This is a genomic window from Specibacter sp. NPDC057265 (genome assembly GCF_042668835.1).
In the GTDB taxonomy this organism is placed as follows: Bacteria; Actinomycetota; Actinomycetes; order Actinomycetales; family Micrococcaceae; genus Specibacter.
Genome location: NZ_JBHUYE010000008.1, coordinates 12,067 through 37,977, shown reverse-complemented (window position 1 = coordinate 37,977; position 25,911 = coordinate 12,067). Strand labels below are relative to the sequence as shown.

General features: G+C 64.9%; 26 protein-coding genes and 1 riboswitch. Of the genes, 13 read left to right on the top strand and 13 right to left on the bottom strand.

The features are described from left to right. Positions 1 to 17: 17 nt before the first annotated feature. The 4 genes from ACFUCV_RS07860 to ACFUCV_RS07845 form a co-directional block, all read right to left on the bottom strand. Positions 18 to 866 carry an amino acid ABC transporter permease gene (locus ACFUCV_RS07860; protein ID WP_380814257.1) on the bottom strand — a complete coding sequence of 283 codons (849 nt, stop codon included), beginning with the start codon at positions 864 to 866 and terminating at the stop codon, positions 18 to 20. After that, positions 863 to 1,513, bottom strand: a complete 651-nt coding sequence (locus tag ACFUCV_RS07855) for an amino acid ABC transporter permease (RefSeq protein ID WP_380814254.1) — start codon at positions 1,511 to 1,513, stop codon at positions 863 to 865. Before ACFUCV_RS07855 ends, ACFUCV_RS07860 begins: the two co-directional genes overlap by 4 nt. Positions 1,514 to 1,599: 86 nt before the next feature. Continuing rightward, a complete protein-coding gene (locus tag ACFUCV_RS07850) occupies positions 1,600 to 2,493 on the bottom strand; it encodes a glutamate ABC transporter substrate-binding protein (RefSeq protein ID WP_380814491.1) in 894 nt (297 codons plus the stop codon). Between the two features lie 81 nt (positions 2,494 to 2,574). Then, positions 2,575 to 3,333, bottom strand: coding sequence for an amino acid ABC transporter ATP-binding protein (locus tag ACFUCV_RS07845; protein WP_380814251.1), 759 nt, complete (start codon positions 3,331 to 3,333; stop codon positions 2,575 to 2,577). Positions 3,334 to 3,453: 120 nt separating this feature from the next. Here ACFUCV_RS07845 and ACFUCV_RS07840 point away from each other — a divergent pair, with 120 nt between their 5' ends. The 5 genes from ACFUCV_RS07840 to ACFUCV_RS07820 all read left to right on the top strand — a co-directional run bounded on the left by ACFUCV_RS07840 (position 3,454) and on the right by ACFUCV_RS07820 (position 6,899). Then, positions 3,454 to 4,212 carry a TIGR00730 family Rossman fold protein gene (locus tag ACFUCV_RS07840; protein WP_380814249.1) on the top strand — a complete coding sequence of 253 codons (759 nt, stop codon included), beginning with the start codon at positions 3,454 to 3,456 and terminating at the stop codon, positions 4,210 to 4,212. A gap of 100 nt (positions 4,213 to 4,312) precedes the next feature. After that, on the top strand, positions 4,313 to 4,714 hold the full coding sequence (locus ACFUCV_RS07835) for a DivIVA domain-containing protein (protein ID WP_380814246.1): 402 nt from the start codon (positions 4,313 to 4,315) through the stop codon (positions 4,712 to 4,714). Further along, positions 4,704 to 5,291, top strand: a complete 588-nt coding sequence (locus ACFUCV_RS07830; RefSeq protein WP_380814243.1) for a DNA-3-methyladenine glycosylase I — start codon at positions 4,704 to 4,706, stop codon at positions 5,289 to 5,291. The genes ACFUCV_RS07835 and ACFUCV_RS07830 overlap by 11 nt, the downstream gene beginning before the upstream one ends. After that, complete coding sequence (locus tag ACFUCV_RS07825) at positions 5,288 to 6,565, top strand: hypothetical protein (RefSeq protein ID WP_380814241.1); 1,278 nt, start codon at positions 5,288 to 5,290, stop codon at positions 6,563 to 6,565. Before ACFUCV_RS07830 ends, ACFUCV_RS07825 begins: the two co-directional genes overlap by 4 nt. A 166-nt stretch (positions 6,566 to 6,731) precedes the next feature. Then, positions 6,732 to 6,899: a DUF3117 domain-containing protein gene (locus ACFUCV_RS07820; protein WP_380814488.1), complete on the top strand. Its 168-nt coding sequence runs from the start codon at positions 6,732 to 6,734 to the stop codon at positions 6,897 to 6,899. A 102-nt stretch (positions 6,900 to 7,001) separates the two neighbouring features. On the opposite strand, the gene ACFUCV_RS07815 is transcribed toward ACFUCV_RS07820, so the two are convergent. Next, positions 7,002 to 7,634, bottom strand: a complete 633-nt coding sequence (locus ACFUCV_RS07815) for an O-methyltransferase (RefSeq protein ID WP_380814239.1) — start codon at positions 7,632 to 7,634, stop codon at positions 7,002 to 7,004. Positions 7,635 to 7,812: 178 nt separating this feature from the next. Between ACFUCV_RS07815 and sigE the strand changes: the two genes are divergently transcribed. After that, the gene (sigE, locus tag ACFUCV_RS07810) at positions 7,813 to 8,439 is read left to right on the top strand and encodes an RNA polymerase sigma factor SigE (RefSeq protein WP_380814237.1); all 627 of its coding nucleotides are present in this window, start codon (positions 7,813 to 7,815) and stop codon (positions 8,437 to 8,439) included. 121 nt (positions 8,440 to 8,560) lie between these two features. Then, a complete protein-coding gene (locus ACFUCV_RS07805) occupies positions 8,561 to 8,986 on the top strand; it encodes a Sec-independent protein translocase TatB (RefSeq protein ID WP_380814234.1) in 426 nt (141 codons plus the stop codon). A gap of 127 nt (positions 8,987 to 9,113) precedes the next feature. On the opposite strand, the gene ACFUCV_RS07800 is transcribed toward ACFUCV_RS07805, so the two are convergent. From ACFUCV_RS07800 to ACFUCV_RS07790, 3 genes are read right to left on the bottom strand one after another with little or no spacing between them, the layout of a single operon-like run. After that, the gene (locus ACFUCV_RS07800) at positions 9,114 to 10,235 is read right to left on the bottom strand and encodes a P-loop NTPase (RefSeq protein WP_380814231.1); all 1,122 of its coding nucleotides are present in this window, start codon (positions 10,233 to 10,235) and stop codon (positions 9,114 to 9,116) included. Between the two features lie 7 nt (positions 10,236 to 10,242). Further along, positions 10,243 to 10,824: a DUF1003 domain-containing protein gene (locus tag ACFUCV_RS07795; protein WP_380814227.1), complete on the bottom strand. Its 582-nt coding sequence runs from the start codon at positions 10,822 to 10,824 to the stop codon at positions 10,243 to 10,245. Next, positions 10,817 to 12,100, bottom strand: a complete 1,284-nt coding sequence (locus ACFUCV_RS07790) for a magnesium transporter MgtE N-terminal domain-containing protein (protein ID WP_380814225.1) — start codon at positions 12,098 to 12,100, stop codon at positions 10,817 to 10,819. The genes ACFUCV_RS07795 and ACFUCV_RS07790 overlap by 8 nt, the downstream gene beginning before the upstream one ends. A gap of 129 nt (positions 12,101 to 12,229) precedes the next feature. Between ACFUCV_RS07790 and ACFUCV_RS07785 the strand changes: the two genes are divergently transcribed. From ACFUCV_RS07785 to ACFUCV_RS07775, 3 genes are all read left to right on the top strand, one after another. Beyond that, positions 12,230 to 13,117 carry a general stress protein gene (locus ACFUCV_RS07785; RefSeq protein ID WP_380814223.1) on the top strand — a complete coding sequence of 296 codons (888 nt, stop codon included), beginning with the start codon at positions 12,230 to 12,232 and terminating at the stop codon, positions 13,115 to 13,117. Positions 13,118 to 13,288: 171 nt separating this feature from the next. Continuing rightward, the gene (locus tag ACFUCV_RS07780; RefSeq protein WP_380814220.1) at positions 13,289 to 13,726 is read left to right on the top strand and encodes a hypothetical protein; all 438 of its coding nucleotides are present in this window, start codon (positions 13,289 to 13,291) and stop codon (positions 13,724 to 13,726) included. After that, on the top strand, positions 13,723 to 14,034 hold the full coding sequence (locus tag ACFUCV_RS07775) for a transcriptional regulator (protein WP_380814217.1): 312 nt from the start codon (positions 13,723 to 13,725) through the stop codon (positions 14,032 to 14,034). Before ACFUCV_RS07780 ends, ACFUCV_RS07775 begins: the two co-directional genes overlap by 4 nt. A 66-nt stretch (positions 14,035 to 14,100) precedes the next feature. Here ACFUCV_RS07775 and ACFUCV_RS07770 read toward each other — a convergent pair whose 3' ends face one another. Next, positions 14,101 to 15,675, bottom strand: coding sequence for an aminopeptidase P family protein (locus ACFUCV_RS07770; protein WP_380814215.1), 1,575 nt, complete (start codon positions 15,673 to 15,675; stop codon positions 14,101 to 14,103). 116 nt (positions 15,676 to 15,791) lie between these two features. Here ACFUCV_RS07770 and ACFUCV_RS07765 point away from each other — a divergent pair, with 116 nt between their 5' ends. After that, positions 15,792 to 16,640 (top strand): PHP domain-containing protein, encoded by an 849-nt coding sequence (locus tag ACFUCV_RS07765; protein WP_380814213.1) that lies wholly within the window; start codon positions 15,792 to 15,794, stop codon positions 16,638 to 16,640. Between the two features lie 73 nt (positions 16,641 to 16,713). Here ACFUCV_RS07765 and ACFUCV_RS07760 read toward each other — a convergent pair whose 3' ends face one another. Together ACFUCV_RS07760 and ACFUCV_RS07755 are read right to left on the bottom strand one after the other, a co-directional pair. After that, positions 16,714 to 18,456, bottom strand: coding sequence for a DEAD/DEAH box helicase (locus ACFUCV_RS07760; protein WP_380814211.1), 1,743 nt, complete (start codon positions 18,454 to 18,456; stop codon positions 16,714 to 16,716). A gap of 296 nt (positions 18,457 to 18,752) precedes the next feature. Then, complete coding sequence (locus ACFUCV_RS07755; RefSeq protein ID WP_380814209.1) at positions 18,753 to 20,222, bottom strand: RNB domain-containing ribonuclease; 1,470 nt, start codon at positions 20,220 to 20,222, stop codon at positions 18,753 to 18,755. Positions 20,223 to 20,287: 65 nt separating this feature from the next. Here ACFUCV_RS07755 and ACFUCV_RS07750 point away from each other — a divergent pair, with 65 nt between their 5' ends. Together ACFUCV_RS07750 and ACFUCV_RS07745 are read left to right on the top strand one after the other, a co-directional pair. After that, entirely contained in the window at positions 20,288 to 20,992 is a 705-nt protein-coding gene (locus ACFUCV_RS07750; RefSeq protein ID WP_380814207.1) for a ferritin-like fold-containing protein, read from the top strand. Between the two features lie 95 nt (positions 20,993 to 21,087). After that, entirely contained in the window at positions 21,088 to 22,536 is a 1,449-nt protein-coding gene (locus tag ACFUCV_RS07745; protein ID WP_380814206.1) for an MFS transporter, read from the top strand. A 178-nt stretch (positions 22,537 to 22,714) separates the two neighbouring features. Here ACFUCV_RS07745 and ACFUCV_RS07740 read toward each other — a convergent pair whose 3' ends face one another. Then, positions 22,715 to 23,986, bottom strand: coding sequence for an MFS transporter (locus tag ACFUCV_RS07740; protein ID WP_380814204.1), 1,272 nt, complete (start codon positions 23,984 to 23,986; stop codon positions 22,715 to 22,717). Between the two features lie 180 nt (positions 23,987 to 24,166). After that, entirely contained in the window at positions 24,167 to 25,645 is a 1,479-nt protein-coding gene (gene cycA / locus ACFUCV_RS07735; protein WP_380814202.1) for a D-serine/D-alanine/glycine transporter, read from the bottom strand. A gap of 157 nt (positions 25,646 to 25,802) precedes the next feature. Continuing rightward, a riboswitch (glycine riboswitch) is annotated at positions 25,803 to 25,900 on the bottom strand. Between the last annotated feature and the right edge of the window lie 11 nt (positions 25,901 to 25,911).

Sequence of the window (25,911 nt, the reverse complement as noted above, 5' to 3'; positions counted from 1 at the left end):
TTTCATGCCTTGCTGGGCTAACCCACTTGGATGCCCTTGGTCTTGGCCTTGACGGCTTTGACGCGCGAGGACATTTTCGACTCCACCACTTTGGCGACGCCGGAGAGGATCAGGCACAGCCCCACGTAGACCACTGCCGCGACCATGAGCGCCGGAACCAGCGGGGAACCGTACTGGCCCTGGGATCCCAGGAACGTGGCGTAGTACAGGATCTCGTTGTAGGTGATCAGGAAGCCCAGGGCGGTGTCCTTCATGATGACCACCAGCTGGGCAATGATGACCGGGAGCATGGCCCGCACGGCCTGGGGCAGCAAAATGCCGCGCAGCACCTGGCCGCGGGTCATGCCAATGGCCAGGCCGGCTTCGCTTTGGCCCTTGGGCAGGGATTCAATGCCGGCCCGGAACACTTCGGCCAGAACCGAGCCGTTGTACAGGGTCAGCCCCACCACCACGGCAATGAAGGGCGTGATGCCCTCCACGCCGGCTGAGGGCAGGCCGTAGTACATGATCATCATCAGGATCAACAGCGGCACTGCACGGAACAGTTCAGTGAACCAGTAGCACGGCAGGCTCAGCCACTTGCTCTGCGCCAGGCGCCCAAAGGCCAGCAGGACGCCCAGCACCAGGCTGGCCACCGCAGCAACACCAAAAGCCTTCAAAGTGGCGCCAATGGCCTCCAGGAAAGTCTGCTGCACCCGCGGGAAGGTGAAGATCTCCCACTTCTTGGCGGTGAACTGGCCGGATTCATTAAAGCGGTACAAAATAAAGCCGATGATGGCCGCCACCACCACTGCGGTGATGACGTTTAAGAACATGTTCCGGGTGCGGGCCTTGGGGCCGGGAACGTCAAAAAGCACCGAGCTCATCGCGCCACCTTCCACTTCTTCTCGAGGTAGCGTTGCAGCGGCGTCAGGATGCCAAGCACCAGCACCACAAAGATCAGGGCCACCCACAGCAGACCAGGCAGCAGCGGCTCACCGCGCTCACTCAATGCGGCGCGGATGTAACCGGCTTCAACCACGGAGAAGCCCGCGGCGACGGTGGTGTTTTTCAACAGTGCAATGAAGACGCTGAACAGGGGCGGAACCACCGAGCGGAATGCCTGCGGCAACACGATCAGGGTCAAGGTTTGGATAAACGGCATGCCAATGGCGCGGGCAGCCTCGGACTGGCCCACGGAAACCGTGTTGATGCCTGAACGGATGGCTTCGGAGACATAGGTTGCCGTGTACAGGGACAGGCCAATGATGGCCGCCACCAGGAAGTTGACCGGGGGCAGTCCAAGTCGGGGGTAGCCCAAGGCAAAGAAGGCCAGGATCAAGGTCAACGGGGTGTTGCGGACGGCATTTACATAAAGCGTGCCGGTGGCACGCATGGCAGGCGCCGGCGAGACGCGCATGCCAGCGACAATTGTGCCCAGCACCAGGGAGAACAACGCGGAAAAAGCAAACAGGATTCCGGTGTTCTTGAACCCGGTGAGGAACAAGTCGCTGTTGTCGATAAGTACATTCACAGGGCAGTGTCGCTTTCAGTGAATTGAAGGGGACAAGCTGGGGTGCGGCACCGAAACCTTCGGCGCCGCACCCCAGCCAGGACGTGTTAGTACTGCTCTACTGCCGGCTGTTCAACCTTGGTGCCTGACTTGCCCAGGGTTTCGTCGTAGATCTTGTTCCAGGTGTCCCCGCCCTCGGTGAGCGTGGTGTTCAGGAAGCTGCGCAGCTCCGTGTCCGCCAGCGGCAGGCCAACGCCGTACTTCTCCACGGTGAAGGGTTCGCCCACAACCTTCAGGTTGTCAGGATCCTGTGAAGCAAAGCCCAACAGGATGGCCTGGTCGGTGGTGACAGCGTCAACGCTGCCGGTCTTGAGGGCGTCGACGCATTTGGAATAGATGTCGAACTCGGTTGTCTTGACCGCGGGGAAGTTCTCCTTGATGTACTGAATCGGCGTGGAACCCGTTGCGGAACAGACGTTTTTCCCGTCGAGATCCTTCTCGCTGGTGATGTCCGAGTTGTCCTTGCTCACCAACAGGCCCTGGCCTGTTTCAAAGTACGGGCCGGCAAAACCAACGAGGCCCTTGCGCTTGTCAGTGATGGAGTAGGTGCCCACGTACAGGTCCACATCGCCGTTGGCCAGCGCGGATTCACGGTTGGCCGAGGGGATGGCCTTGAATTCAATCTTGTCCTGGGCCATGCCCAGGGAGGCTGCCATCCACGTGGCGATTTGAATGTCGAAGCCTGTGCGCTCGCCGGTGGCGGCGTCCAGGAAGCCCAGACCGGGCTGGTCCTCCTTGACACCAATACGGATCTTGTCAGCTGACTTGATGGCATCAAAAGTGGGGCTGCCGGTCAGTGAAACGTCGGTGGCAACTTCAAATGCCGGTGACTCGCCGGAGTCGGAGCCGGAGTCGGCGGTGTCGCCACCGCAGGCTGTCATGGACAGTGCTGCCGCCGTGAGGATGGCCGCGACGCCGAGGCCCTTTTTGCCAAAAAACATTTTCATGGGATTCCTTTCGTAAACGGCCCCGCAGGGCCGGTGCAACTAGTGGCCGCAGGGGCCTAAAACTGGGGAGTGTCTTTAGCCGTTGGTCAGGATCTTGGACAGGAAGTCCTTGGCCCGGGCGGTTTGGGGGTTGGTGAAGAACTGATCGGGTGTGGCTTCTTCGACGATTTGCCCGTCAGCCATGAAAATCACGCGGTCCGCGGCTTTGCGGGCAAAGCCCATCTCATGGGTGACCACCACCATGGTCATTCCATCCTTGGCCAGTTCCACCATGACGTCCAGGACCTCGTTGATCATTTCCGGATCCAAGGCGCTGGTGGGCTCGTCAAAGAGCATGACCTTTGGCTTCATTGCCAAGGCCCGGGCGATGGCCACCCGCTGCTGCTGTCCGCCGGAGAGCTGGGCCGGCATTTTCGCCGCCTGATGTCCCACGCCAACACGGTCCAACAGGCCCATGGCGAGCTTGTCGGCGTCGGCCTTGTTCATGCCCTTGACCTTGATGGGGCCAAGGGTCACATTTTCAAGAATGGTCTTGTGGGCAAATAAATTAAAGGACTGGAACACCATGCCCACGTCGGCCCGCAGCGTTGCCAGCTGCTTGCCTTCCTTGGGAAGTTCCTTGCCCTCAATTTTAATGGAGCCGTTGTCAATGGTTTCAAGCCGGTTGATGGCCCGGCACAGGGTCGACTTGCCTGACCCGGAGGGGCCAATGACAACCAGAACCTCGCCTTTGGCAACTTGGAGATTGATCTCCTGAAGTACGTGAAGCGCACCGTAATGCTTGTTGACAGCTTGCAACTCCACCAGCGCAGGAGCGTGTACGGGATTTGTCATGCAACGAATGTATCGACATTCCCGCGGCAGGGTAAAGGAAATGCCGCTTTGGGGCTGGATCGTAACGCTAACGAGATATTGTGAGTCGGGCCACTGGCGGTTTTCCAGTACCCTAGGGCAATGAGCGCACCCACAGGATCAAACCACCTCAATGTACAAGGGCAGCCCTTTGGCGTGTGGCGGCAAAACAGCCAGGGCCACGAAACGGCGGATTCCAGATTGCTGGAGAGCCCGCCCAGCGGCGGTTTTACGCACACCGATCCATGGCGGGTCATGCGCATCCAAAGCGAGTTTGTGCAGGGTTTTGATGCCCTTGCTGAAATTGGCCCGGCCGTGAGCGTTTTCGGCTCTGCCCGCACCAAGCCGGATTCCCCGCACTACGCCACCGGGGTTGAGGTGGGGCGCCGCCTGGCGGAGGCCGGCGTTGCCGTCATCACCGGCGGCGGCCCCGGGTCCATGGAGGCTGCCAACCGCGGGGCTGCGGAGGCTGGCGGATTGTCGGTGGGCTTGGGCATTGAACTTCCCTTTGAGCAGGGCATGAATGCATGGGTCGGTTTGGGGGTGGGTTTCCGCTACTTCTTTGCCCGCAAGACCATGTTTGTGAAATACGCCCAGGGGTTTGTGGTTTTGCCCGGGGGTTTGGGGACCCTGGATGAACTTTTTGAGGCCATGGTTCTGGTGCAGACCAGCAAGGTCCGGCAATTCCCGATCGTGTTGGTGGACAGCGGTTTTTGGGGCCCGCTCCTGGACTGGATCCGGGAGGTCATGTTGGAGCACGGCTTCGTTTCCGCCGGGGACCTTGACATCATTTCGCTGGTGGACACCGCCGAGGAAGCGGTGGAAATGGTGATGAAGGGCAAGGCCGGGGACAGGGTCTAGCCCCTGTCCCGGCCCTGGGATCGGGAGCCGGCTTGGCAACACCTGCCCCAGCGGACTTCACGAAAAAGAGTGGCCGCCAGCCATCTGGCACCATGGTCTAGTGACCTACTTCTTGATTTTCCTAGCCGTCATGGTGGCGGCGGCCGTGGCCCTGTACGTGGTGGGGCTGAACAAACAGGACCCGGACGCCGCCATCCGGCGCGACGGGCTGCTGTCCCCGGTGGCGACTTTACCGCCGGTGCTGCTGCCGCAGCAGCCCACACCGGCTGATGTGGACAAGGTGCGCTTCTCGCTGGGTCTGCGCGGCTACCGGATGGATCAGGTCGATGAGGTTCTGGACCGGCTCCGTGATGAGCTGGCAGCCAAGGACCGGCGCATCGCGCAGTTGGAGTCAGCTGAACCCGGCAGGCACGCACCCGGTGCTGTTCCTGCCCCGGAAAAGCCTGACATGACGGAGCCGGCCGCAACATTGTCCAAGGAGGCAGCCCCCGGTGGACAGTGAGAAGCCGCGCTGCCGCTGGCCGGGTCTGGACAAGGACGAGCAGTACCGGATCTATCACGACACCGAATGGGGCCGGCCCGTCGCCGGTGAGCAGGAACTCTTTGAACGTCTCAGCCTTGAGGCCTTTCAGGCAGGGTTGAGCTGGCTGACGATCCTGCGCAAACGGGAAGCTTTTAGGGCCGCTTTTTGCCGCTTCGATCCCGTACAGGTGGCAGCTTTTAATGCTCACGATGTTGCCCGGCTGCTGGCGGATGCAGGCATTGTCCGCAACCGTTTGAAGATCAATGCCACCATTGGCAATGCAAGGGCCCTGCTGGCCCTGCCCCAGGGAACCACGCTGGCTTCACTGCTGCGCGCCCATGCCCGGGATGCGCCGCGGCCTCCCGGCGGGTCAATTCCCGCCCAAACGCCTGAATCGCTGCAGTTGGCCAAGTCCTTGAAGAAACTGGGTTTTTCCTTTGTTGGACCCACCACCGCCTACGCCATGATGCAGGCCGTGGGCGTGGTCAATGACCACGAACCCCAGTGCTGGCTGGCGCCCACTGCAGCTGGTGGCCGCCAGGGTGTTCCCGGGTGAGCCGCGGACCCGGTGCAGGGGCGTTTGTGGCGGGCCGGGCTCCCGGTGCTCGACAGAAGCAGACCATCAATGACCGGCTGTACCTGCTGCTGCGCCGGCTGTTGGCGCCCCTGCGGCGGGCCCCATGGTGGCTTAAGGTCACCCTGGTGTACGCCGCGGCACGTCTGGTGTCCTACGGAATTTTTCTGGGGAGCGCCTGGCACGCCGATGACTCGCCCTGGGGCGGGCGCCAGCCCGGCTACCTGACGTTCATCAACCGTTGGGACGCGGGGTGGTATGAACGAATCTTCAACAACGGGTATCCCCAGGCCATTCCCCGGGACCCCGACGGCGCGGCGTATGCCAATGAGTGGGCTTTTTATCCGGCTTTTCCACTTTTGGTGCGCGGCTTGGCTGCCATCACGGGCTGGGGCTGGCCCGCCGCCGGCGCCATGATGGCAACTGTTGCGGGCCTGGCGGCCATGCTGATGATTTACCTCCTGTTCCGCAATTTTGCCGCGCCCGCCAATGCCCTGTGGGGGGTGGCCTTTTGCGCCTTTTTCCCCGTCTCGGCGATTCTGCAGGTTCCCTACGCGGAGTCGCTGGGCTTGTTTTTCCTGGCCGCGGCACTGCACTTGCTGGTGCGGGGCAAATATTGGGCGGCCATGCCGGTGGTGTTTTTGCTGTGCGTGTCACGGCCGGCAGGCGTTCCCTTCGCCGCAGTGGTTGCCCTGCACCTGGCACTGCGCTGGCGCCGCCGCCACCAGGAGCCCTTCCCGGCCCGGGACGTGATTGCCGCAGTGGTGCTCACCGCCTTCAGTGCCGTCATGGCCTTTGCCTGGATGCTCACCGCCTGGTGGGTCACCGGGGAGCGCAACGCCTACACCGACACCGAAACCGCGTGGCGCGGCGGTGGCGGACTGGTGCTGTTCAAGCCCTGGTTCGAGGCCGGCGTGGACTTGGTGGGGCCGTTGTGGGGACCGGTGCTGCCGGTGCTGCTGGTGGTCATTGCCGCCCTGTGCTTCAATGCCAGGGCCGCACGCCGGATCGGGCCGGAGCTGCTGGGCTGGTCGGGCATGTACCTGCTGTATCTTTTGGCGGTGCTGCACCCGCAGTCAAGCACTTTCCGGATGCTGCTGCCCATGTTCCCGCTGGCACTGGCGGCAGTGTTCCTTTCCCCTGCACGGGCGTACAGGTGGTGCGTGCTGGCCATGTTCACCCTCTTGCAAATTGTCTGGGTGGAGTGGCTGTGGCAATGGGTGGCGATCACCACCGGGCAGACCTGGCCGCCCTAGGAGCGCCAGTGGGCTGCCCGCTGGCCCGACACGCGCCCGCATGCCTTTGTGCCGATTAGCACCGGGGCCCACAAGTGCGGAATAATGGGCTGTGAGCAGTACAACACTGACGGCATGCCGGGAATCCGGAATGCGCGGGTATGCACTACGAAAAGGGGAACTCCTGATGGCGGCCATGAAACCCAGAACCGGCGACGGTCCAATGGAAGTTACTAAAGAGGGTCGGAGCTTGATTTTGCGGCTTCCTTTGGAGGGCGGCGGCCGGCTCGTCGTGGAGATGAACGCAGATGAGGCACGAAGCCTCAAGGAATGCCTGGTGGGCGTCACCGAATAAGGTTCATCCCGCAATGGGCGGAACGGCGCAAGCTGTTCCGCCCATTGCTTTTTGTTTCAATCCCCGGCCTGGGGTCTGCCGGGAAGATTCAAGCGTGTGGCTTCAGCGCTTGACCGCCAGCAGCAGCCCGTCGCCCGTGGGCAGCATGGCTGTCATGAGCGCTTCGTTCTCACGCACCATCTTCCCCACGCGCCGCAGCACCACGGTGTTGCTTTCCCGGATGGCGGGGTCGGAAACCCTGTCCTTGTCCAGGGCGTCGTTGACAATCAGCAGCCCCCCGGGCTTGAGCAGGCGCACGCCCTGCTCCACATAGTCGGGGAAGCTGGGCTTGTCCGCGTCAATGAACACCAGATCGTAGGCGGAGTCGGTCAGCCGCGGCAGCACGTCCTGGCCCCGGCCGGAGATGGTGCGGGTGCGGTTGGCGGGCGCTCCCGCGTGTGTAAATGCTTCGCGGGCGGCCTTGAGATGATCCACGTCGGGGTCAATGGTGGTCAGCACGGCCCGGGGGCTCAAGCCGCGCAACAGTGCCACGCCGGACACGCCGGCCCCGGTGCCCACCTCAACGGCCGTCTGGGCCTTGGACACCGCTGCCAACACCGTCAACGCGGCGGCCACCCCCGGGCTGACGGCAAAAAGCCCCAGTTCATGTGAACGTTCCCGGGCACGCCGCAAAACGACGTCCTCCACGGGGAGGCCCTCTGCATAGGACCAGCTGGTGGATTTATCGGCGCTCATGGGCGTTTCCTCAACTCTCGCGGTGGATCACCCTAGCCTACTGCCTGTTGGCCCCGCGGTCAGGATGGGACCGTTCAGCCAAATGCCAGCTTGATTTGGCACACTGTTGCTACCCGAGAGACTTCTCTTGGTCCGGATCTTGAGGTCCCGGCAAGGACCAAAGACGTGAGGTGCTGCCATGAACGAGTCAGCCGGCCCCGCCAACACTGCCCCCGGCGCCGTTCCCGGGCGCAGCGAATGGAGCACTCCCAGCTGGGATGAGGTGGTGGAAAACCATTCAGCCAAGGTTTTCCGGCTCGCCTACCGCCTCACCGGCAACAGGTACGACGCCGAGGACCTCACCCAGGAAGTCTTTGTGCGGGTCTTTAAGTCCCTGGCCAATTTCAAGCCCGGCACCCTCGATGGCTGGTTGCACCGGATCACCACCAACTTGTTCCTTGACCAGGCCCGGCGCAGGCAGCGGATTCGTTTCGATGCTTTGTCCGAGGATGCGGCCGCCCGGCTTCCCGGCAATGATCCCGGCCCGGAACGCAGCTTTGAATTCAACAATCTGGACGCCGACGTGGCCGCCGCACTGGAGGCGCTGCCTCCGGACTTCCGCGCCGCGGTGGTCCTGTGCGACATGGAGGGCCTGTCCTATGACGAGGTGGCGCACGCGCTGAACATTAAACTGGGCACCGTGCGTTCGCGCATCCACCGGGGCCGGGCCATGTTGCGCGAATCCCTGGCCGACCGTGCGCCCGGGAGGGACCGCGGCAGCAAAGCAGTGCGCAAGCCGCTGCTGTCACTGCCGCGCATGGCGTAGGGACGGCAGCCCGGCCCCGCCGGTGTTTTGGCTGTGGGAGAGCGCGCGACGAGACCAGGAAGTTCCAGCGTTACCGCGCAAGAATCGTTGCTTTGACTGTTGAGAGGGTAATCTTCCTAACGTGTTTGGTATCAATACCCCCGAGCTGATCCTCATTCTCGTTTTGGCGCTCTTAGTGATTGGCCCCACCCGGCTTCCCGGGTATGTGGAGAAGCTGAAGAACCTCATCCGCGAAGTGCGCAGGATGGCTTCCGGTGCGCGTGAAACCATCAAGGAGGAGGCCGGGGTTGATATTGATGACATTGACTGGAAGAAGCTTGACCCGCGCCAGTACGACCCCCGCCGCATCATTCGCGAAGCGCTCCTTGACGACGGTGATCTGGACACCCTGAAGTCCCTGAAGGCGGCCCCCGGCGATGCTCTCGCCTCCGTGCTGGGCAAGGATTCGGGCAAGGCCGTGACAACGCCGGAGGCCATCCCTGCCGCGCCTGAGGTGGTGCGGCTGGCACCGGGGCAGCTGGCTCCGTACGACGTCGAAGCCACCTGAGCTGTCCCGGGCCGGCGCCGGCAATTTGTCAAGAACACAGCATTGCCTCCCCACCCTGTGCGGAGGCAATGCTGCTTAATGCCGGTTATGGCCCTCTGCGCGGCCGGCCTGCGTCCAGGCGGCTTTGCTAAACGGGGGTGACGCCCAGCTTCATCCCGGCCAGGCCGCGGGGACGCTGCGCCAGGGCCTCGGCAATTCCTGCCAGGGCCTTGGCGGCGGCCGAGCCGGGGTCTGCGAGCACGATGGGCATGCCGGCGTCGCCGCCTTCGCGGAGGGCAACATCCAAGGGAATCTGACCCAGCAGCTGCACCGGTGCGTTGACGGTCCGGGTCAGGCGCTGGGCCAAAAGGGTGCCGCCACCGGAGCCAAACAACTCCATGGTGCTGCCGTCGGGCAGGGTCAAAAATGACATGTTCTCAATGACGCCCGCCACCTTCTGGCCAGTCTGCACGGCAATGGCGCCGGCGCGTTCGGCCACGTCGGCCGCTGCGGCCTGCGGGGTGGTCACCACGAGAATTTCGGCCTTGGGAAGCAACTGGGCCACGGAAATGGCCACATCCCCGGTCCCCGGCGGCAAATCCAGCAGCAGGACGTCCAAATCACCAAAGTAGACATCGGAAAGGAACTGTTCCAACGCCCGGTGCAGCATGGGCCCGCGCCAAGCCACCGGCTGATTCCCGGCCACAAACATGCCAATGGAAATGACTTTCACGCCGTGGGCCACCGGCGGCAAAATCATCTCATCCACCCGCGTGGGTGCCTGGGTGATGCCCATCAGCCCGGGCACTGAAAAACCATAAATGTCGGCATCCACGATGCCCACCCGCAGGCCGCGGGCCGCCAGGGAGCAGGCCAGGTTCACCGTCACGCTGGATTTGCCCACCCCGCCCTTGCCGCTGGCCACCGCGTACACCCGGGTCAAGGAGCCCTCGGCGTTGAAGGGGATGCCCCGTTCGGCGGCACCGCCCTTGAGCCGCTCCTTCAGCTGCGCGCGCTGTTCGGGCGTCATGACCGTCAGCTCCACATCAACGCCGGCCACGCCCGCCAACGCCGACAAGGCGGCGGTGACGTCGGCGGTGATGGTTTCGCGCAGCGGGCAGCCTGCCACGGTCAGGCGGATGACGGCGCGTGCCCGGCCGTTTTCTTCCACCTGGACCGATTCCACCATGCCCAAATCGGTGATGGGACGGCGCAGCTCCGGGTCAATGACCGTGGCGAGGGCGGCAAGCAGTGTGGAGTGGGTGGTCATGGCTGCCTTAGGAATTTGTGGACCGCGGGGAAGGCGGCGTCTTGGTGCTGGTGGCCGGGTTGTGGTGGGCCTCGCCCGCCTCCTCGGCGTCGGCGTCGTTTTGCAGGGCCACCAGGTCCTCCAGCAGGCCGCGGAGTTCGGAGCGGACAAAGTCACGGGTGGCCACCTCACGCAGCGAGATGCGCAGCGCGGCAACTTCACGGGTGAGGTATTCGGTGTCGGCGAGGTTGCGCTCGTTGCGGGAACGGTCCTGTTCAATTTGGACACGGTCCCGGTCGTCCTGGCGGTTTTGGGCCAGCAGGATCAAGGGCGCGGCGTAGGAGGCCTGCGTGGAGAAGAACAGGTTCAGCAGGATGAAGGGATAGGGGTCCCACCGCAGGCCAAAGAGGCCCACCACGTTCAAGGCAATCCACACCACCACAAAAATGGTCATGTACAGCAGGAAGTTTGCCGTTCCCATGTAGCGGGCAAACCGTTCGGCAAAGCGGCCAAACAAATCGGGGTCGCTGGTGAGGCTTGGCAGGAAGCGGGATTTAAGCTCCATGGGCGTATCCAGCCCACCGCCCTTGATGTGGTGCCGCTCAGCCAATGCGTCCTCCCAACTTGCGGATCGGGGCGCCGTCGTCGTGGGTGCGCCAGTCCTCGGGCAGCAGATGGTCCAGCAGGTCATCCACCGTCACGGCTCCCACCAGCCGGCCCTCCTTGTTGACCACCGGCAGGGAATTCAAATTATAGGAGGCCATGATGTGGCTGACGGTGCTGATGTCATCCTGGTCCGAGGCGGGCTCAAGGTTCTTGTCCACGATGGTGCCCAACATTTCGGGCGGGGCGCTGCGCAGAAGCTGTTGAATGTGGACCACCCCGAGGAAACGGCCCGTGGGGGTTTCCAGGGGCGGGCGGCAAATGAAGATCGCGGAGGCAAGGGAGGGGGACAGGTCCTCGCTGCGCACATGCGCCAGCGCCTCGGCCACCGTGGCCTCCGGGGGCAGAATCACCGGAACAGGGGTCATGAGGGCCCCTGCCGTGCCCTCGGCGTACTGCAGCAGGCGGCGGACGTCCTTGGCCTCCTCGGGTTCCATGAGCAGCAGCAGCTCCTCAGCCTTGGCATGGGGCAGATCGGCCAGCAGGTCGGCGGCGTCGTCGGGATCCATTTCCTCCAGCACGTCCGCTGCCCGCTCATTGTCCAGCGCGGACAGCAGGGTGACCTGGTCGTCTTCGGGAAGCTCGGACATGATGTCCGCCAGGCGTTCATCCTGAAGTTCCCCGGCCACTTCAATGCGGCGCTTGTCGGACATTTCCTGCAGGGCGTCGGCAAAGTCGGCCGCCTTGAGGTCCTCGTGCGTGGCTACGAAGACCGTGGCGCTTTGCGGGGCCGTGGCGTCATCGGCACTGGCCTCGGACCAGTCGATCAACATGGTGTGCCCGCGCCGCAGCCCGCGCAGCCGGGAAGTGGAAGCACCGCGGCGGACGAACATCTTCGTCACCAGCCAGTCGCCATTGCGCTGCTGGTCCATGGCAATGTCTTCAATGACAGCCATGTCACCACCGTCGACCAGCGTGACCTTGCGGTCAAAAATGTTGCCCACCACCAGCTGCTCGGCACCGCGTTGTTCAAAACGGCGCAAATTGACCAGACCCGTGCAGATGATTTGGGATTGATCCATGGAGGTCAGCCGCGTCATGGGCACAAAGACGCGTTTTTTACCCGGAACCTCCACCACGATGCCCACGGCATGCGGGGCGCTGGTGCCGCCGCGGCCCAGCACCACGACGTCGCGCAGTTTGCCCAGCCGGTCCCCAATGGGGTCAAAGACGTCCAGGCCCAATAATCGGGACACAAAGATGCGGGTAGGTTGAGTGCTCACAGATACAGGCTACTTCCCCCGCCGAGCAATGGCCCAACCACCGCTTGCCGGCCAAGCTCCACCGGCTGGTCATTTCACTGCCAGCGATACTCCAGCCAATGCCCCTGCAGATGGTGAACAATGGAGCCTATGGCTAACCTTTTTGGACGCACCCCGACCGCGGATCAGGGCCGTAGTGTTCCCACGGGAGAAACTATTGGTTCCTACACCTCATATTTGGATGCCCAAAAGGCTGTGGACTACCTGGCGGATGAGAAGTTCCCCGTCCGTTACGTCTCCATTGTGGGCAATGACCTGAAAATGGTGGAGCGGGTCACCGGCAAGCTCAGCTACCCCCGGGTGGCGTTGACCGGTGCCATGACGGGTGCGTGGTTTGGTCTCTTCATTGGCGTCATGCTCTCCTTTTTCGACTCCGCAGCCAATGCCGGCCAGATGCCACTGAATGTGATGACGTCCGTTTTGCTCGGCGCGGCGCTGTGGATGCTCTTTGCCATTATTGGCTACGCCGCCCAGCGCGGCAGGCGCGACTTCACCTCCACCAACCAGGTGCTGGCCAGCAGCTATGACGTCATTGTGGCCCCGGATGTTGCCGGCGACGCCCGGCGGCTGTTGGCCCAACTGCCCATGAAGTCCAATGTCATTGCGCCCCGGCCCGGTGGCGCCGTGCCCGGGGGGCACCTCCCGCCTGCACAGCCCCCGGCCGGCCCGGCTCCGGCACGCCCCGAGGCCTGGCATGATCCCTACGCCCCTGTTGCCGGGGACAATGCCGCCGTCGATGACGCCGCCACCAGCAACGACCGCCCCGGCCAGGCCCCGCTGACGGGCCCCAGCCGCGGCCAGTTCCCGGATCTTCCCGACGGGCGTCCGCAGTACGGCATCCGGGTGGAACCCGTGGCGCCTCCGGCCGGGGCGGATACTGCCCAGGCGCCCGCCCAGGCTGCCGCCGCCCAGCCCGGGGAGCCTGCCCAGGCCCAGGCGCCCGCCCCGGGGGCAGATCCCGACGGTCCCGCCAAGTAGAAGCCTCAAGACGCAGGAAAGCCGCCCACCCGGGCGGCTTTTTTGCGCCCGCGGCACGCCGGTTCCAGGCGGCGGAACCGCTGGCGGATGCAGGCGGCGCGCACTGCAGGCCGTCCTTGACTTTCCGTGATGGAAAATGATTGACTTTCCGGTATGGAAAACAATTCTTCAATGCAGGCACGCCAAGCCCTTGATGCCGTGGCGGAGGCCAGATCCGCAGCGGCCGACCGCCTGATCAGTCCGTGGTGGTACCACCCGGTGCTGGGTCTGTTGGTGGCCGTGTTCATGCTCGCGTTCACCACCGGCGGCGTCGCCGTGCAGATTGCCGTGGGTCTTGCCTACTTTGCGGGCCTTGGCCTGCTGGTGTCGCTTTACAAGGCCAGGACCGGGATGTGGATCAACGGCCTCACCGCGGGCAGGGCCAGCTGGTGGACGGTGCCGCTCATGCTCATCATGGTGCTGGCCATGGGGGTGTCCTATTATTTTCACGCCGTGCACGGCCTGCATTGGCCCGCGTGGCTGGCGGCGGCAGTGGTCTTTGTGGCCACCAATGTCCTGGGGAGCCGTTTTGATGCCTCCCTGCGCAGGCAATTGCGGAACGCCTCATGAACGCAGGGCTCAACGACGTCATCCATGCCCCGAACCGCCTGCGGATCTGCGCCTTTTTGAGCAGCGTCAGCACAGCGGAATTCAGTGTTGTCAGGGACATGCTGGGCGTGGCCGACTCCGTCACCAGCAAGCACTTAAAGGTTCTGGAAGAGGCCGGCTACATCTCCCTGCACAAACCCACCGGCAAGGGACGGGTCAAGACGTGGGCCACCCTGACACCCGCCGGGGCACGGGCGTACCAAGCGCATGTTGCCGCCCTCAGGGAGCTTATTGCGAGCCCTGAAGCGGACCGGCTCCGACCGTCTTGACGGCCGTACGACGGCGGGGCCCACCGTTGAGGGTGGGCCCCGCCGTCGTGCAGTGGATGCCTTGTGCTAGCTGGCCAAGCCCGCCATCCAGGACTCAATGTCCTCAATGGTGCGCGGCAGCGCCGCGCTGAGGTTGACGGGACCGTCGGCGGTGATGAGGACGTCGTCTTCAATGCGGACGCCAATGCCGCGGAACTCCTCGGGAATGGCCAGGTCCTCGGCCTTGAAATACAGCCCTGGCTCAATGGTGAAAACCATGCCCTCGGTGATGATGCCGTCCAGGTACATCTCGGCACGGGCCTGGGCACAGTCGTGCACATCCAGGCCCAGGTGGTGGCTGGTGCCATGGGGCATCCACCGGCGGTGCTGCTGACCTGCCGGGGACAGGGCTTCCTGCGCCGGGACCGGCAGCAGTCCCCACGCGGCCAGACGGTCGGCCAACACCTCCATGGCCGCTGCATGAACGTCGCGGAACTTCCGCCCCGGAACGGCCACCGCAAAGGCCGCGTCGGCGGCGTCGAGCACGGCCTGGTAGATCCTGCGCTGCACGGGGGAGAAGGTGCCGTTCACAGGCAGCGTGCGGGTGATGTCGGCGGTGTAGAGGGAATCGGCCTCCACCCCGGCGTCCACCAGCAGCAGCTCGCCGGCGTTCACGGTGCCGGTGTTCCGGTTCCAGTGCAGCACGGTGGCGTTGTTGCCGGCGGCGGCTATGGTGTCGTAACCGAGCTCGTTGCCTTCCTCGCGGGCCCGGGCAAAGAAGGTGCCCTCCACCACGCGCTCGCCGCGCTGATGTGTGATGGCGCGGGGAAGGGCCTGGACAATGTCTTCGAAGCCCTTCACGGTGGCGGCCACCGCCACCTGCATTTGCTCAATTTCCCATTCGTCCTTGATCAGCCGCAGCTCCGAAAGGGCCTCGCTGAGCTTGGCATCGAGGGCGTCCAGGGCGCTGAAGTCCAGGGCATCGGGATTTGCCGCGGTGTTGTAGCGGGCCGTGTCCACCAGGGCGTCAATGTTTTCATCCACCTTGCGGACCAGGCGGATGGAGGTGCCGCCCACGGAGGGTTCGCCCACGTTCTTGGTCACCGCCACCTCCAGCTCGATGAGGTCCGCGGTGGGCAGGCCCAGCTGTGCCTGGAATTCGGGCAGGGTGGGGCGGCGGCCAATCCAGAACTCGCCGCTGCGGGAGTCGGCATAGAACGCCTGGCTGTCGCGTCCGGCCATGGGGCGGAAGTACAGCGTGGCTGCGTGGTTGCCGCCGTCGTCGCCGGTGCCTTCGGCCACCGGGTCCAGCACCAACACGGCGTCGGGCTCATGGTCAACGCCCAGGCCCGTCAGGTGGGCAAAAGCGGAGTGCGGGCGGAAGCGGTAGTCACAGTCATTGGAGCGGACCTTCAACGGACCTGCCGGAATGACCAGGCGTTCGTTGGGGAACTGCATTGAAATGCTCCGACGGCGGCGCGCGGCATGGTCAGCCACGGCGTCGCGGGCCGGCAGCTCCGTCCCGGCGGAGGCCCAGTTGGCGGCCATGAAGGAACGGAACGCCTCGGAATCGGGCCGTTGCGAACGGTTGTTAACACGTTCCTCGAGGGGTTGCTCGTTGGAAGGGTCGGTGTGCGTGGAGTTTTGCTCAGTCTGGTTCACCCCTCAAGTCTCCCACCGTGTGCGCCAGGGGACAAAGGCGACGCCGGGGGCCGGCATGGCCGCTGGCACGGACCGGCCGGCATGCCCCGGGCCGGTGGTGGACGTAGGCTAGGGAGGTGATGATTGACTTGCACGCGCATTCAAATGTTTCCGACGGCACCCAAACCCCGGCCGATCTGCTCGCCGCGGCAGCCGCCGCCCGCCTGGACGTCGTTGCCCTGACCGACCATGATTCCACCGACGGCTGGGAGCCGGCGCTGGAGGCGGCGCGGCAGCACGGTGTGGGCTTGATTCCCGGCATGGAAATTTCCTGCAAGACCGCCGACGGCGTCAGCGTGCACCTGCTGTCCTATCTGCATGACAGGTCCAATCTGGCGCTGCTGGAGGAAATCACCCGCGCCAAGGACGCCCGGCTGAGCCGGGCCGAGCGCATGGTGGACCGTCTGTCCCAGGACTATCCGCTGAGTTGGGATGACGTCAGTGCGCACCTGGCGCCCGGGGCGACGGTGGGGCGCCCCCACATTGCCGATGCCCTGGTGGCGGCAGGGATTGTGGCTGACAGGAACGAGGCCTTTGCCAGCATACTCACAGCCCAGTCGCCGTATTTCTTGAGCCACTACGCCGCCGACCCCGTCACTGCCGTCCAGCTGGTCCGGGCCGCCGGGGGAGTGCCGGTGTTTGCGCACCCCATGGCGTCCACGCGGGGCAGGGTGGCCCCGCCGGAGGTTTTCCAGGACATGATCGATGCCGGATTGCTGGGGGTGGAGGTGGACCACCGGGACAACACCGCGCAGGGCCGGCAATGGCTGCGGAAGCTGGCGCGTGAACGGGGCTTGTTCGTGACGGGATCCTCGGACTACCACGGCGCCGGGAAGCCCAATTTGCTGGGCGAGAACGTCACAGCGCCGGAGGTATTGGAGCAGATTGTGGACACCGCCACCGGCAGCGGCGCCTACCTGCCCTGACAGGGGCATGGCCGGGTGCAAAAAACCCGCGGAACCGGTCTTATCCGGAGCCGCGGGCTTTTTGTTTTTGTTGCTAGACGTCGCTGACGTTCCCGGCGTCCGGGCGGCGGCGGGTGCGCGTGCGGGTGCGGCGGGCGCGGGGTGCACCGGCGTCGCTGGCTGCGCCTGCGGCCGTCACGGCGGGTTCAGAGGCCGCGGCGGGGCCAGCTTCCACCGAACCGCGTGCGGCCCGCTCACTGGCCGGGCGGCGACGGCTCCGGCCGCCTGCGCGCTTCTCGCCCTCGGCGGCGCCCCCGGCTGCCGTTTCCTCCCGGCGCTTCTCGCCGTGGTGGGCACCGGAGCGGTTCCCGCCACGGTTTCCGCCGCGGCCCTCACGGGCACCATCACGGGCGCCGTCACGGCCGCCGTCACGGCCGCCGGAGCGGGGTGCGTTGCGTTTTCCCGTCTCGCCCAGGTCCTCCAGGACCTCGGCGCCAATGCCGGCATGGGTGCGCTTGTCGCGCGGCAGGCGGCCCTTGGTGCCTTCGGGAATGTCCAGATCCGTGTACAGGTGCGGGGATGAGGAGTACGTTTCCACGGGCTCCGGCACGCTCAGGCCCAGGGCCTTGTTGATCAACGCCCAGCGCGGCATGTCATCCCAGTCCACGAATGTCACGGCCGTGCCCTTGTTGCCGGCACGGCCCGTGCGGCCCACGCGGTGCAGATAGATCTTCTCGTCCTCAACGCACTGGTAGTTCACCACGTGCGTGACGTCGTCCACGTCGATGCCGCGGGCGGCGACGTCGGTGGCCACCAGCACATCGACCTTGTTGTTGCGGAAGGCGCGCAGCGCCTGCTCGCGGGCACCCTGGCCCAGGTCACCGTGGATGGCGGCGGCGGCAAAGCCACGGTCCACCAGTTCCTCGGCCACCTTGGCGGCGGTGCGCTTGGTTTTGGTGAAGATGATGGAACGGCCCCGGTCCTTGGCCTGCAGGATGCGGGCCAAAACCTCAATTTTGTCCATGTTGTGGGCGCGGTAGATCAGCTGTCGGATGTCACGCTTGGTCAGGCCCTCGTCTTCGGGGTCTGCCGCGCGGATGTGCGTGGGCTGGGTCATGTACCGGCGGGCCATGGCCACCACGGGACCGGGCATGGTGGCGGAGAACAGCAGGGTCTGGCGGACCACGGGGGTGCCTGCAATCAGGGTCTCCACGTCGGGCAGGAAGCCCAGGTCCAGCATTTCGTCGGCCTCATCAAGGATCACCATGCGCACGCTTTTCAGGTTCAGGTGCCCCTGGCGCAGCAGGTCGATCAAGCGCCCGGGCGTGCCCACCACCAGTTCAACACCCCTTTGCAGGGATTCCACCTGGGGTTCGTAGGCGCGGCCGCCGTAAATGGTGCCAATGCGGATGCCGCGCTGCTTGGAAGCCACGCTCAGATCCCCTGCCACCTGCACGGCCAGTTCACGGGTGGGCACAATGACCAGGGCCTGCGGGGCGCCCGGTGCCGCCAACTCTCCGAATCCCGCGTCCTTGGGGGCAACAATGCGGTTCAACGCCGGGATGCCGAAGCCGAGGGTCTTTCCCGTTCCCGTCTTGGCCTGGCCAATGATGTCGTGGCCGGCCAGGGCAATGGGCAGGGTCATGGCCTGAATGGGGAAGGGGTGGTTGATCCCGGCTTCCGTCAGTGAGGAAACAATCTCGTGGTGCACCCCAAAACTGGCGAAGGTTTCCTTTTCTTCATGCCGGGCCGGCTCAGGGCTGCTGAGCGAACCGTCAATTTCAATCTTTTCGCTGCTGTCCTCGGCCTGCAGGAGGGAGTCTGTCTCAATGCTCAAATGCTTACCATTCAATTCGTCTATACAGGTGCCGCCTGCCGGGCTCTACGCGAGGCTGTGGGCTTCACGGAACCGCAGCACGGCGGCACTATCTTGAGGAAGCCGATCGCGGGCTGAGAAAACATGCTCTCCCGCGGCCGGAACGGCCAATGCGGGAGAAACTGGCTAGACGCGCGCTGGGGCGGGTGGGTTGAAGTGCAAAAATTCTTTAATTCAACGACCGGGCATCCATGTCTAGTTGCCAGTCTAGCGCCACGACCCCGGATCTGGACGGCATCTGGGCAATTGTGCCCGTGTCAACTCCCAGCGGGGATAAACCTGACGGTCCGTGTGGCAATGTCCGCCTCCACCAGCTTGACCCGCACTTCGGTGCCGGGCTCCAGCGCGCCCTCACAAAAGGCGGTGATGGCCGGGACCTCTATTTGAATGGGGCTCCGGGGTGCGGCGCCATTGCTGCCGGTGCCGTTTTTCCTGGGCCCGGCGAGCACCACGGCATGAAACTCCTCGCCCACCCGGTGGCGCAGGATGGCGGCTTCAATGGTGTCCACCGCTGCCCTGTCCACCCTGTTGGCCAGCTGATTGGACGCGGCCATGATGTCGGGCAGTTCCGCCAAGGCGGCCACGGCCCATTCCGGCGCTTCCTCCCCGGCGCACAGGGCGGCACAAATGGCGAGGACAAAACGGTCCACCAGCCGGCGCAGGGGAGCCGTGGCGTGGGCATAGGGTGCGCCCACGGCGGCCTGCAGCAGCTGCGCGGGCACTTCGCCCTGGAACGGGGTGTATCCGGCGCCGCGGAACAAGGTGGTGGCGGCATGCATGAGCGCCAAATGCGCGGGCTTGGAGGTGTCCAGGCTGCGCAAATACTCGCCATAGGCCAGGTCCTGGCCCCAGGGGTGGCCCAACGCCACTGTCTGCAGCCGGTAGGCTGCGATGGCTTCGGCATCCGGGGCGGGCATGGTGCGCAGGATCCCCACCTTCCCGGCAATCATGATCTGGGCTGCTGCCATGCCGGTCAGCAGGGAAATTTGCGCGTTCCAGTCTTCAATGGGCAGATTGGGGCGGAATTGCAGCACATACCTGCCGTCGGCGTACTCCACCTCCTGGGCCGGGACGTTGAGGCTGGCGCCGCCCCTGGCCCGTTCCAACTGGATCCGCTTGGGACCAATTTCAGCCAGCAACTCCAAGGTGCCGGCAATGGCGGCAGGTGCGTTGGCGTCGTCGTGCATTTTTTGCCCCTGGGCGTAACTGAGCTTGGCGATGCTTGCCACCGTGGCGCGACGGACGGAACAGGCGCGTTGTTCGGCGTCGGACGTCAAATGGATTTCCCACACAAAGGCCGAGCGCGGGCCGTCGGGCAGCAGGCTGGCCGCCCCCTCGCTCAGGGGCACCGGATGCAGGGGAATCCGTTGGCCGGGCGTGTAGATGGTTTGGCCGCGGCGCCTGGTTTCGGCGTCGAGGGCCCCGGCGGCGGGGACGAACGCCGGCACGTCGGCAATGGCGTAATACACCACGTAGCCGTCCCCTTCACGCTCCAAATACAGCGCCTGGTCCAGGTCCTGGGAGGTGGGCGGGTCCAAGGTGATGAACGGCAGTGCGCGCAGGTCCGTGGCCGGCAGCTGATGGTTGGCCATCACCTGCTCAACTTCGGCCAGCACTTCGGGGCTGAAATCCATCGGCAGGGAAAATTCCCCGCCGAGCGCGGCCAGGGCTTGGGCGAGGGACCTTTGCGCGGCGCTGCTGTCGACGCCAATATGGGAATAGGGCACGAATTCAGCGTAAACGATCACGTCTGGGGGGCAAGGGCGGCGCGGCACGGACTACCCTTGAAACCATGAGTATTTCCGCAGCCGGATCCGATGACTTGGTCTCCACCGGTGAATTGAGCGCCCGCTATGACAAGTTCATTATTGATTTGCTCGGTGGCATGGCCTACGCGGAGCTTTCGGCCTTTGAACGCCTGGCCACGGATGCGCGCCATTCGCCGTCCCTGACCGATCGCGCCGTTCTGGGGAAGATGGCCGTGGCTGAGTACGCCCACTACGAGGCCATGTGCGCGAAGTTGCGGGAAATGGGGATGGACCCGGAGCTGGCCATGGTTCCGTTTCAACGCATGGTCGACGCCTTCCACGAGCGGACCCGCCCGGCGGACTGGCATGAATCGCTCATGAAGGCCTATGTGGTGGAGGCCATCACCGAGGAGTTCTACACAGCCATTGCCAAGCACCTGGACGAATCCACCCGCAGCGCCATTGCCGCCGTCAAGACCAGCGAGGAGCAGTTGGCCGCGTTGACCGCGCTGTTGAAGAAGATGCTGGCGGAGGATCCCCGGCTTTCCTCCCGTCTGGCACTGTGGGGACGGCGCATGGTGGGCGAGGCCCTGACGCAGGTCCAGCGCATTGGCGCCAAACACAGCTTCCTGGTGGGGTTGCATCCCGACGGCACGCAGGAGCAGGCCGCAGCCGAGGTCGCGGCCATCCTGGTGACACTGACCCGCAACCATTCGCGCCGGATGAGCCAATTGGGCCTGACCGCGTAGGGCTGGACCAAGCGGCGGGTGCCCCCTGTGTGCCTGGGCCCCGGCCGGCACCTCAGCTGACGGCCTGTCCGCCCGGCCTTGGTTAGGGTGGGCAGGTGAAACGAAAAAGTGCGACGCCGGCGCCCGGCGTTTCCTTCAGCCGTCCCCTGGCGCTTTTGGTGGCCGGAACCCTGTTCATGGAGATCCTGGACGGCACCATCATTGCCACGGCGGCGCCGGGCATTGCCGCGGACCTCAATGTCAGGCCTGTGGACATCAACCTGGCCATGACCGCCTACTTGATCACCTTGGCGGTGGGCATTCCCATCAGTGGCTGGCTGGCCGAACGCTTCGGGACCCGCCGCGTCTTCACCGCAGCCATCGCGATTTTCACCGTGGCCTCGCTCCTGTGCGCGTTGAGTCCCAATCTGCTGTTTTTGTGCGCCGCCAGAACACTCCAGGGCGTGGGTGGAGCCATGATGGTGCCGGTGGGGCGGCTGGTGGTGCTCCGTGATGCGCAGCGGAAGGAATTCCTGGAGGCCATTGCCTATTTGACGTGGCCGGCGCTGCTGGCCCCGGTGCTGGCCCCGGTCCTGGGCGGGCTGCTGGCCCCGGTGCTGGCCCCGGTCCTGGGCGGGCTGCTGGTGAGCTATGCCAGCTGGCACTGGATCTTTTTGCTCAACCTTCCACTGGGTGTGGCGGCCTTCCTTCTCGCCCTGAAGCTGGTGCCGCAGCTGCGTGCCCGGCAGGTGCCGCCACCTGACTGGGTGGGGTTCGTTCTGTGCGGGATGGCCTTGGCCGCCCTGGTGGCGGGCATGGAACTGGTGGGCTCCGATCCCACCCCGTGGACGGCAGTGGTGTTGTTGCTGCTGCTGGCAGCCGCGGCCGGGGCCGGGACGCTGTGGTGGTTCAAACGTGCACGCCATCCGCTGCTGGACCTGCGGGCGCTGCGCATCCGCACCTTTCTGGTGGGCAATGCCGGCGGCGGCATGTACCGGCTGGTGGTAAACGCCGTGCCGTTTTTGCTGCCGCTGATGTTCATGCTGGCCTTTGGCTGGAGCGCCTTTGAAGCCGGATTCATGACCATGTTTGTCTTTGCCGGAAATGTCTTGATCAAACCGGCCACCTCGCCCATGATCAGGCGTTTTGGCTTCCGTGCCGTGCTGACGTTGAGCGCCTTGGGCGGTGCCGCGGCGCTGGCCGCCTGCGCCTTCCTGACTGCGCACACCCCCTCCGTGGTGGTGGGGACAGTGCTGTTCCTCAGCGGGGCGCTGCGCTCCATTGGCTTCAGCGCCTACAACACGCTGCAGTTCGTGGACGTCCCGAAGGCGCGCATGGCCGGCGCCAACACCCTCTCCTCCACCATGGGCCAGGTTGCCACCGGCCTGGGCATTGCCGTTGCGGCCTTGACGCTGCGTGGCACCGGGGCCCTGCTGGGCCCGGAGGCACCTGCCGTGGACAGCTTTCACCTCACCTTTGCCGTGCTGGCGCTGCTCATGCTGTACCCGGTGTTGGAGGCGGTGGCGCTGCCGCGCACCGCAGGTGACGAGGCCCGGGTGAAATAACCCGGACGCCGGCGCGTCGCGGCCCAGCCCAACAGTGCCTGCCAGGGGCGCGGGAAAGTGAAGTGCCTGCGTGGTTCCAGGCGCCCGGACGGAAGCTGCGGCATCCGCCCGGGATTGACGGCCCCAGGTGCGGACCACGCACCTGGTGCGGAACCGGCGCGTTCTGCCGGGTCCGCTCCTACTGCTCCACGGACGGCAGTGGTCCTGGTCCGCGCGAGGCGCCGCCGGGCAGGAGGGCAGCCGCAGCCACGGCGGAACAGACTGCCAACACCGCCAACACAGCTGCCATGGCAGTCCAGCCAAACTGCTCGAACACCAGACCTGAACTCCACCCCACAACGCTGGAACCGGCATAGTAGCTGAGGTTGTACAACGAGGAGGCCTGCGCCCTGCCAGTGTTGGCCAAGGCGCCGGTCCAGCCCGAAGCCACGCTGTGAGCGCCGAAGAAACCGGCCGTGAACAACACCAGTCCGGCCAGGATCACTGTCACCGGGCTGGCCAGGGTCAGGGCCAGTCCGGTGACCATGACAGCCGTGGAGACCAGCAGCACTGTGCGCCGGCCCCAGCGAACGGCCAGTTCCGCCACCGCCCGCGAGGACACGGTGCCCGCCAGATACGCCAGAAACAGCAGCGCCACAGCCGATGCCGGAAACAGGTATGGCGGGGCCTCCAAGCGGAAACCCAGATAATTGTAGACACTGACAAAGGCACCCATCAGCAGGAAGGCCTGTGCATACAGGGCCAGCAGGGAGCTGTTGCGCAATGGCGGGAGCAGCTTGCCCAGGACCGCGCCGAAGCCTTCCGCCCGTGTTGGCACAAAACCCCGCGGCCGCGGGGCCAACAACAAAAAAACTGCGGCAGCAGCCGCAGCGCACACCGAGACGGCGAGGGTGCCGATGCGCCAGCCCGCCAAATCCGCCACGGGACCGGCCAACAACCGTCCGAAGAGGCCCCCGAGCGTGGTCCCGGCAATGTAGGCGCCGGCGGCGGCTCCGGCGTGGCGGCCACTGACCTCCTCGGTCAGGTAGGTGATGGCCAGGGCCGGGATCCCGGCGAGGGCCGCGCCCTCCAAGCAGCGCAGGAGCAGCAGCGCCTCCAAAGTGGGGGCTGCGGGAACCAGCAGTCCGAGCGCCGTGGCTAAAATGACCGACAGCCCCATGGTGCGCACACGGCCCCACCGGTCAGAGACGAAGGACCAGGGCACAACAGCGGCGGCGAGCCCCACCGTGGCCATGGAGACCGCCAGCGATGCCTGCGCTGCGGTGACGTCCAGTCCGCGGGAGATCAACGGCAACAGGCCCTGGAGGGAATACAGCTGCGCGAAGGTGGCCACGCCGGCACAGGCCAGCGCCGCCAGCAGGCGGCGGTAGCCCGCGCTGCCCTTCGGGTGCCCCGGCCACGGGTCCCAAGCCCCCGGCCTGCCGGAGTCTGGCCCGCCAGGCTCAGCCACAGTTCGCTTCCATCACATGACCCACCGTAGAGCTCCGGCACAAAAGGCGTCCATTTGGTGGTTCCTGCGTGCAGGCGGACCCCGGCCGCACAGCCGGGCCCCCAGGCTGTGGCAGGAGCGTGCCGTGCCGCTGCACGGGCGGCGTTGTCCCTGCAGGGGCGCCGCCCGGTCAGGGGTCCGTCACCGCCCGGATTCGACGGCGCCGGCGAGCACCTCCCCGGCTGTGGCCCGTTCGGCCTGCAGGGCTTCCTGGAAGCGTGCATAGCGTTCCAGATGGCTGGGCCGGCGCCGCATGAACGCCCACACAACGGCCAGGACAACGAACCACACCGGGGTGACGAGCAGTGCCTGCAGGGTTTCGGGCTGGGTGGTCAGGGCCCACAGGACAAAGGCGAAGAACGCAAAGACCGTGTAGACCATGGGCCTGCCGCCGGGCATTTTGAACTTGGAGTTCTGGTGCAGCTCGGGGCGCCGGCGGCGGAACGCGAGGTAGCTGGCCAGGATGATGGACCAGACAAACACAAAGCAGACGGCGGCCACCGTGGTCACCATTTCAAAGGCCTTGCTGATGTCCTGGCCGGCGTACATGAGCACCAGCGAGGAGAGCAGCAGGATGCAGGAAAGGAACAAGGCGTTGTTGGGGACCTTGCGCGTGGAGAGTTTGGCGAAGCGCTTGGGTGCGTCGCCTTCCTGGGCCAGGCCGTAGACCATGCGGGAGGTGGAGTAGATTCCGGAGTTCGCCGAGGACATGGCCGAGGTCAGCACCACCAGGTTCACAATGGTGGCCGCTGCGCCCAGCCCGGCCAGGGAGAACATGGCAATGAAGGGGCTGCTGCCGGCCACAAACTGTGTCCAGGGGATCACCGACATCAGGATGATCAGGGCGCCGACGTAAAAGAGCAGGATGCGCACCGGGATGGAGTTGATGGCCTTGGGCAGGTTCTTTTCGGGATCCTTGGCCTCGGCGGCGGTGGTGCCCACCAGTTCAATGCCCACAAAGGCGAAGACGGCAATTTGGAAGCCGGCCACAAAACCCAGGAACTCATTGGGGAAGAACCCGCCGTGGCTCCACAGGTTGGTGAAGCTGGCGGTGCCGGTGTCGGACGTGAAGCGGGTGCCAATCATGACCAGGCCCACCACAATGAGGGCCACAATGGCAACAATCTTGATCAGGGCAAACCAGAACTCGGTTTCACCAAAGGCCCTGACGGTGGTCAGGTTCAGCACCAGCAAAATGCCAATGGTCACCACACCCGGAATCCACAGCGGCATTCCGGGCCACAGGACATCGGAATAGGCGGCAATGGCGATCACATCGGCAATGCCTGTGATCACCCAGCAGAACCAGTAGGTCCAGCCGGTGAAGAAACCGGCCCAAGGGCCCAGCAGGTCCGCGGCAAAATCGCTGAAGGACTTGTAGTTGAGGTTGCTCAGCAGCAATTCCCCCATGGCCCGCATGACAAAGAACAGCATGAAGCCAATGATCATGTACACAAAAATGACCGACGGTCCGGCGGCGGAAATGGTTTTCCCGGAACCCATGAACAATCCCGTGCCAATGGCTCCGCCAATGGCGATGAGCTGGATGTGCCGGTTGCTGAGCTGGCGCTCAAGATGCGGCTCCGCGCTGGGGGCGGGGAGGGGGCGCTTAATGGTCAAAGGAAGGTCCTTCGTTCAGGTGGCATGGTGCACCACGAAGATGTGCTTCCTCCCCGCTCTGTCGTGGACCTGAGAGTTTCCGCGGTTCCTTGATTCTTCCAGATTCCGCTTGCACCTTCGGTGAGCTTGAGGATCCCAAGCTGCTTTCCAGAGTTGCCTCGCCGCGGCGGTACATGGGCCTGAGAGATTCCCGGGGAGGGTTTGCTCCTTCGGCGCCTGCCGGTGGTTCCGGAAGGACTCTCCCGCTGCGGATCAATGGCGCTGCT